This window comes from Pseudomonas sp. 2,4-D (assembly GCF_030418155.1).
Classification (GTDB): Bacteria; Pseudomonadota; Gammaproteobacteria; order Pseudomonadales; family Pseudomonadaceae; genus Aquipseudomonas; species Aquipseudomonas alloputida.
The window spans coordinates 62,383-69,882 of record NZ_JAUHUI010000033.1; the positions used below are offsets into that span (position 1 = coordinate 62,383).

Annotated in this window: 5 protein-coding genes; 3 read left to right on the forward strand and 2 right to left on the reverse strand. The window is 60.0% G+C overall.

What is annotated here, in order from left to right; genetic code table 11:
- Positions 1-42: 42 nt before the first annotated feature.
- Positions 43-1,620, forward strand: coding sequence for a glutamine-hydrolyzing GMP synthase (guaA, locus tag QYE47_RS20435; RefSeq protein ID WP_010952209.1), 1,578 nt, complete (start codon positions 43-45; stop codon positions 1,618-1,620).
- 94 nt (positions 1,621-1,714) lie between these two features.
- On the opposite strand, the gene QYE47_RS20440 is transcribed toward guaA, so the two are convergent.
- Complete coding sequence (locus tag QYE47_RS20440; protein ID WP_070383509.1) at positions 1,715-3,589, reverse strand: LTA synthase family protein; 1,875 nt, start codon at positions 3,587-3,589, stop codon at positions 1,715-1,717.
- A gap of 300 nt (positions 3,590-3,889) precedes the next feature.
- Between QYE47_RS20440 and QYE47_RS20445 the strand changes: the two genes are divergently transcribed.
- Positions 3,890-5,269, forward strand: coding sequence for a multicopper oxidase family protein (locus QYE47_RS20445; protein ID WP_070383510.1), 1,380 nt, complete (start codon positions 3,890-3,892; stop codon positions 5,267-5,269).
- Positions 5,269-5,748 (forward strand): tRNA adenosine(34) deaminase TadA, encoded by a 480-nt coding sequence (tadA, locus tag QYE47_RS20450; protein ID WP_012051365.1) that lies wholly within the window; start codon positions 5,269-5,271, stop codon positions 5,746-5,748. Before QYE47_RS20445 ends, tadA begins: the two co-directional genes overlap by 1 nt.
- Before the next feature lie 91 nt (positions 5,749-5,839).
- Here the strand turns inward: tadA and mltF are convergent, their stop codons facing one another.
- A complete protein-coding gene (gene mltF / locus QYE47_RS20455) occupies positions 5,840-7,297 on the reverse strand; it encodes a membrane-bound lytic murein transglycosylase MltF (protein WP_019438119.1) in 1,458 nt (485 codons plus the stop codon).
- Between the last annotated feature and the right edge of the window lie 203 nt (positions 7,298-7,500).

Consider the following 7,500-nt stretch of genomic DNA (forward strand, 5'->3'; position numbering starts at 1 on the left):
CAGCCCCGCGTCGTTTCCGATTTCCACTGACGAGATTGAGTCATGGCCCTCGACATTCACGCTCACCGCATCCTGATCCTCGATTTCGGTTCCCAGTACACCCAGCTGATCGCCCGCCGCGTGCGCGAAATCGGCGTGTACTGCGAACTGCACCCGTTCGACATGGACGATGAAGCGATCCGCGAATTCAACCCGCGCGGCATCATCCTCGCCGGCGGCCCCGAGTCGGTCCACGAAGCCAACAGCCCGCGCGCTCCGCAGGCCGTGTTTGACCTGAATGTGCCTGTGCTGGGTATCTGCTACGGCATGCAGACCATGGCCGAGCAGATGGGCGGCAAGGTAGAAGGTTCCGACCTGCGTGAGTTCGGTTATGCCCGCGTGGACGTTGTCGGCAAGAGCCGCCTGCTCGACGGCATCGAAGACCACGTTGACGACGACGGCGTGCTGGGCCTGGACGTGTGGATGAGCCACGGTGACAAGGTCACCCAGATGCCTGGCAACTTCAACATTCTGGCCAGCACCCCAAGCTGCCCGATCGCCGGCATGTACGACGACGTCCGCGGCTACTACGGCGTGCAGTTCCACCCCGAAGTGACCCACACCAAGCAAGGTGGTCGCATCCTGTCCCGCTTCGTGCAGGACATCTGCGGCTGTGAAGCCCTGTGGACGGCGTCCAACATCGTCGAAGACGCCATCGCCCAGGTGCGTGCGCAAGTCGGTTCGGCCAACGTTCTGCTGGGCCTGTCCGGCGGCGTTGACAGCTCGGTGGTTGCCGCGCTGCTGCACCGCGCCATCGGCGACCAGCTGACCTGCGTATTCGTCGACAACGGCCTGCTGCGCCTGCACGAAGGCGACCAGGTGATGGCCATGTTCAAAGAGAACATGGGCGTCAAGGTGATCCGCGCCGACGCTGAAAAGCAGTTCCTCGACAACCTGGAAGGCGAAGCCGACCCTGAGAAGAAGCGCAAGATCATCGGCCGCACCTTCATCGATGTGTTCGATGCCGAAGCCAGCAAGCTGGAGAACATCCAGTTCCTCGCCCAGGGCACCATCTACCCGGACGTGATCGAGTCGGCTGGCGCCAAGAGCGGCAAGGCCCACGTGATCAAGTCGCACCACAACGTAGGCGGCCTGCCGGAGGAAATGAACCTCAAGCTGGTCGAGCCGCTGCGTGAACTGTTCAAGGACGAAGTGCGCAAGATCGGCCTGGAGCTGGGCCTGCCATACGACATGGTCTACCGCCACCCGTTCCCGGGCCCGGGCCTGGGCGTGCGTATCCTCGGTGAAGTGAAGAAGGAATACGCCGACATCCTGCGTCGCGCCGACCACATCTTCATCGAAGAGCTGCGCAAGGCCGACTGGTACCACAAGACCAGCCAGGCGTTCGTGGTGTTCCAGCCGGTCAAGTCGGTCGGCGTCGTCGGCGACGGCCGTCGCTACGCCTGGGTCGTGGCCCTGCGTGCCGTCGAGACCGTGGACTTCATGACCGCGCGTTGGGCACACCTGCCGTACGAGCTGCTGGAAACTGTCAGCGGTCGTATCATCAACGAAATCGACGGTATCTCGCGCGTTACCTACGACGTGTCGAGCAAGCCGCCTGCCACTATCGAGTGGGAATGATCGGGTAGCCAGCCCAGGCTGGTACCCGCAGGCACGGATACACCAGAAAGCCCGCATAATTGCGGGCTTTCTGGTTCTTGTTCGTTCAGATTGCTTATCCTTCTGGCTTTCTGGCAAATAGCGCTTTCTGGTAGGCATTATAGGAAAGCAGCCTGCTTCTCACTGCGATGAACTCATCACCCTCCACGCGTTGCGGGTGCTTTTCCTGCGGGTCATCCTCGATATTGTATTTAGTCAGGGTGTCCGAACTGAATTCGTATATGTATTTGTAAGGGTGCTCCACCAAGGCTGACGCCAGTTGGTCAAAGAACGTGGACATGAAGAATGTGCGTTTCCCATGTTCCCTCAACAAGCTGATGCCTTGTACAGAGAGGGGGGAATCGGTCACACCAAAAAAATCGGCAACCGTGGGCGCAATATCGATCTGGTGACTGATCGTTGAGGCGGGTTTGGGCAGTGACTTTCCCTTGCCCCAGAAAATCAGGGGTACGCTCACTTCTTCTTCGTACATGGAAGCGTTGTGGATGAACAGACCGTGCTCACCAAACGACTCACCGTGGTCACCCACGAGCACGAATAATGTCGAGTCCAGAAGGCCTTGCTTGTCGAAGGATGTCAGCATTTCACTCAGTACGCTGTCTGTTTTGGCTATGCAGTCTTCATACTTTTCCAGCTCGCTCCGTAATGGGGGCCCTTGGCTGCATTGGTAGGGGTAGTGGGCTGCGCTTGGGAAGTAGAGCGCGATGAAACCCTTGCCATTCTTTTTGATGTTTTCCAGGTAAGAGATGCTGGACGAAAACAGCTGTTCATCACTCTCACCGAAGCTACTGGCGTTTTTTGAGCGATTCTCGGCGAGCTCCGAAACTGCGTAAGCATTCGACACACCGATGGATTTCAGGAAGCCCTCCATGTTTTCGAACTGCAGGTACAGCGAGCTGAAGGCGACGGCTTCCATGTTTTTCCTGTTCTTCAGCTCATGGATGACACTGGGTTGTAGCAGGTGCATGGCCTCTTTGACTTCAATATCAGGGTAGGCATGCAGCCCCGTCAGGATCGCGTGGTAGCCTTTGGACGAGTGAGGCACTGAGACGTACGATTTGAAGAGCATGCCCTCCCGAGCGAGCTTATCGAAGGTGGGGTACCGCTCGGCGGTTTTGATGTCGGGAGCAAACACGCTGTTCCAGCGCACTGACTCCAGAACGATGAAGACCAGGTTCTTGAAGTCTGGCGTGGGGTGAGATTGAAGTTTTCGGATTTCGTTGACGCTGGTCAGCGGGTAGGCGGGTTGTTCGAATGGCAGCGATGGTCTATGCGGCGCTGCGGTCAAGGAAGTGGTGTTTCTGAGTGTTGTGACCAGCGGGCTGATGACAATGTTTTCGTTCAGGTGATAGCGCGCGTCTTTGGCATGGATGGAGCCGAAGAGCAGGGCGCCTATCACCAGCAGTGATGCCCAGAGGTGCTGTCTTTTCTTTACTGTGCGGGTGCGCTGTTCTTTATAAGCGATGCAGGTTGCCAGCCCAGCGAAAGACCAGGTCGCCAGGTAAGCCAGAAAAAGCACAAAGACAATGAACCTGAATGTGTGCCCGAAACCGGCAGCTTGCGTGAGAAACACCTCGGCCCCGGAGGTCAGGTTGCTTGCGTTTTGCAGGCTGTAGCTTATCAGTTGCCAGTCCAGTGGCTTCAGCCATAGCTCCCGAACACGCATGTCCACCAGCAGGAACAGCAGCAAGGCGCCTGAGGCGATGCTCAACAGATAGAAGTTGAATTTGTTTCTGGTAATGGTGTTGGCGGCAATCACATAGAGGGCGACCACTAACAGCACGTCTTGAAGCAAGTACAGGGCAATATCGAAAATACCGGTCTCCACCCATCGATGGGAGAAAAACTCGATCAGGATGATCTTCGGTGCCAGCAGCAGGCCTGCAGCGAGCAGGAGCGAGATATGCAGTAATGAATTCCTGAGCCACATGGTGTCTACCTTCGCATTCACAGAGCTGGCGTCTTGTCTGACGCGATAGGCGGGCAAAAGGCCAGCACCTGCGCACCCCGTTTTTAGACTTAAGCAGCCCACCCTGAATTCGGCAAGCCAGCCCCGGGGCGTTGGTTGGGTACCGAGGGGGGAGCGGGTTGCCACTGGCGATCGCGGCCGCTAACCGGTCGTGCGACAAGACTTCACTTAATATTTCGCAAATGCAGGTGTATCGTATTCGCCCTTCATCGCCAGCCCCTGCTGGCAGACTGATTGCGCAGAAACGAGGTACCCGCACCGATGTCCTTTACCCGTCGACAAATGCTCAAAGGCCTTACTGGTCTGGTTGTGGTAGGCCTGGGCGCCGGGGGCGCGGCGCGCTACTGGCTGGGCAAGGTCGAGGACGAGAATGCCGGGCACGACTACGAGCTGATTGCCGCCCCACTGGAAGTGGAGCTGGTGCCGGGTTTCAAGACCGAAGCCTGGGCCTTCGGCCCATCGGCACCTGGCACCGAACTGCGGGTACGCCAAGGCACCTGGTTGCGGGTGCGTTTCATCAATCACCTGCCGGTCGAAACCACCATCCACTGGCACGGCATCCGCCTGCCGCTGGAGATGGATGGTGTGCCATACGTTTCGCAACTGCCGGTCAAGCCTGGTGAGTACTTCGATTACAAATTCCGCGTGCCGGACGCCGGCAGCTATTGGTATCACCCCCATGTCAGCAGCTCCGAGGAGCTAGGCCGCGGTCTGGTCGGGCCGCTGATCGTCGAGGAGCGTGAACCCACCGGGTTCCTGCATGAGCGTACGCTGAGCCTGAAGAACTGGCATGTGGACGAGCAGGGCGCATGGCTGCCTTTCAGCATCCCGCGCGAGGCCGCGCGCAACGGCACTGCCGGGCGGTTGATCACCATCAACGGCCAGGCCGACTCGATCACCGAGCTACCGGCCGGCCAGGTGGTGCGGGTGCGCCTGCTGAACCTGGACAACACCTGGACCTACCGCCTCAACCTCAAGGGCAACTGCGAGGCGAGAATCTATGCCCTTGACGGCAACCCGGTGACCCCGCGAGCGCTGGATGAGTACTGGCTAGGCCCGGGCATGCGTATCTGCCTCGCCATCCGCATTCCCGAGGCGGGTGAGGAAATTTCCCTGCGCGACGGTTTCGTGCGCCTGGGCACCCTGCGTTCGGTGGCCAGCAACGACGTGCCGAGTGACTGGCCGCCAGCGCTGCCGCCCAATCCGATCGCCGAGCCGGACCTGGAGAATGCCGAAAAGCTGAACTTCAATTTCGAGTGGGCGGCCAACGTCTCTGTCACCCCTGATCCGGCCAAGCCGTCGAGCATGTGGCAGATCAACGGCCAGGCCTGGGATATTACCGACAAGACCTGCGCCGACCGCCCCATCGCCACGTTGCAGAAAGGCAAGAGCTACATCTTCGAGCTTAAGAACATGACCCAGTATCAGCACCCGATCCACTTGCATGGCATGAGCTTCAAGGTGATCGCCTCCAACCGTCACGACATCAAGGAACCGTGGTTCACCGACACCTACTTGCTGGGCAAGAACGAGCGCGCCCAGGTAGCACTGGTGGCGGATAACCCTGGGACCTGGATGTTTCACTGCCACGTCATCGACCACATGGAAACCGGCCTGATGGCCGCGATCGCGGTGGTCTGATGCGCCCGCAGATCATCGATCGCAGTCGCGATCAGGAATTCATGCGTCTGGCGCTGGCCTTGGCCGCCGAAGGCGCGGCGCTGGGCGAGGTGCCGGTGGGGGCGGTGCTGGTGCAGCATGGCCAGGTGATCGGCCAGGGTTTCAACCGACCGATCATCGACAGTGACCCCAGCGCGCATGCCGAGATGGTGGCGATCAGGGCGGCAGCCAGGTCGGCCAGCAACTACCGGCTACCCGGCAGCACACTGTATGTGACCCTGGAGCCGTGCAGCATGTGTGCAGGGTTGATCGTGCATTCGCGGGTGATGCGCGTGGTGTTTGGCGCGCTGGAGCCCAAGGCCGGGATCGTGCAGAGCCAGGGGCAGTTCTTTGGCCAAGGCTTTCTCAACCACCGGGTGATGGTGGAGGGTGGGGTGCTGGCGCAAGAGTGCGGGCAGATCCTCAGCGACTTCTTCAAGGCCCGCCGGGCCAAGGCTTGAGCTGCACCGGGCTCTTCGCGGGCAAGTCCGCTCCTGCAGGCTCTGCGCAAATCTTGTAGGCGCGGGTTTACCCGCGAAGAGGCCTGCTGACTTACATCGGCGACGACTTATCCGCTGGCTTGTCCTTGTTGACCCCGGGCACATGCAGGTTGCCCTCGGCCACCTGGCCTTCGAGCTGCGGCTGGGTCACCCAGGTGAGGATGTCGTAGTAACGGCGGATGTTGGCCACGAAATGCACCGGTTCGCCCCCACGGGCATAGCCGTACTTGGTCTGCCGATACCACTGCTTCTGAGCCAGCCGCGGCAGCATCTTCTTCACGTCCAGCCACTTGTTCGGGTTGAGCTTTTCGCGCTTGGCCAAGGTGCGGGCGTCTTCCAGGTGGCCGCCACCCACATTGTAGGCGGCAAGGGCGAACCAGGTGCGGTCCGGCTCCTTGATGCTGTCGTCAAGCTCTTCTTTGATCTTCATGAAGTACTTGGCGCCGCCCTGGATGCTCTGCCTCGGGTCCAGTCGGTTCGACACACCCATGGCCTGGGCGGTGCGCTGGGTCAGCATCATCAGGCCGCGCACGCCGGTCTTGGAGGTGACTTCCGGCTGCCACATCGATTCCTGGTAGCCGATGGCTGCCAACAGGCGCCAGTCGACCTGCTCGACCTTGGCGTAGCTCTTGAAGTGCTTCTCGTACTTGGGCAGGCGCTGTTGCAGATGCTGGGCGAAGGTGTAGGCGCCGACATAGCCAAGTACGTCGACATGACCGTAGTAGCGGTCCTTCAAGCGTTGAAGGGTGCCGTTTTTCTGCGCCTTGTCGAGAAATTCGTTGATTTCGTTGAGCAGGCTGTTGTCTTCGCCTGCGGCCACTGCCCAGCGTTGGTCACGGGTTTCGCCCAAATCGAAGGCGACCCGCACGTTGGGGAAATACACCTGGTTCATCGCCAGTTCGTTGGAGTCCACCAGGGTCAAGTCGATCTGACCTTCGTCCACCATGCGCAGCAGGTCGACCACTTCGACGGCGTCGGATTCCTCGTATTGCAAGGCCGGGTACTGCTTTTTCAGCTCGGCCAGCTGGTCAGCATGGCTGCTGCCCTTGAGTACCATGATCTTCTTGCCGACCAAACCCTTGGCGCCGGTGGGGCGCGGGCGGCCGTTGCGGTAGATGACCTGCGGGGTCACCTCCAGATAGGGATGGGAGTATCTCACCTGGGTTTTGCGCCGCTCACTGCTGACCAGGCCGGCGGCAGCCAGTACAGGGCCGGAGGGTTTGCCGAGGGCGTCGTACAGCTCGTCCAGGTTGTCGGCGGTCTCGATCTGCAGCTTTACGCCGAGATCGTCGGCGAAATGCTGGACCAGTTCGTATTCGAAGCCGGTTTCGCCGTTACGGTCCTGGAAGTAGGTTGCCGGGCTGTTGCGTGTGATCACGCGCAGCACGCCGTCCTCCTTCACGCGCTCGAGGGTGCTGGGTTTTTCAACGCAGGCACCTAGCAGCAGAAAGAGTCCGGTTGCGAGAAGCCATTTGGCGCAACGCTGGCGCAAAGCAGTGTGGGCGAACATAGGTTGCAGTATACGCAAAGGACTGGCCCAACCATATCTCGACAACTGTTAGCTTGTCTGGTAGCGGGTTGTGTGGTTGGGGGAGGGGGGATTGCATCAGGGCTGCCAGGTGGCCGGCTTGAGATATTCAGCGCCTGTGAGATCGAGCGCCGCCCGCGCGGCGCTTCGCGGGTAAACCCGCTCCTACGTTTGTTTCGGGCCAG

Bases quoted from the DNA above. Each gene is read 5' to 3' on its own strand.
- mltF (WP_019438119.1), bottom strand. From the start codon at position 7,297: ATGTTCGCCCACACTGCTTTGCGCCAGCGTTGCGCCAAATGGCTTCTC.
- QYE47_RS20445 (WP_070383510.1), top strand. From the start codon at position 3,890: ATGTCCTTTACCCGTCGACAAATGCTCAAAGGCCTTACTGGTCTGGTT.
- tadA (WP_012051365.1), top strand. From the start codon at position 5,269: ATGCGCCCGCAGATCATCGATCGCAGTCGCGATCAGGAATTCATGCGT.
- QYE47_RS20440 (WP_070383509.1), bottom strand. From the start codon at position 3,589: ATGTGGCTCAGGAATTCATTACTGCATATCTCGCTCCTGCTCGCTGCA.
- guaA (WP_010952209.1), top strand. From the start codon at position 43: ATGGCCCTCGACATTCACGCTCACCGCATCCTGATCCTCGATTTCGGT.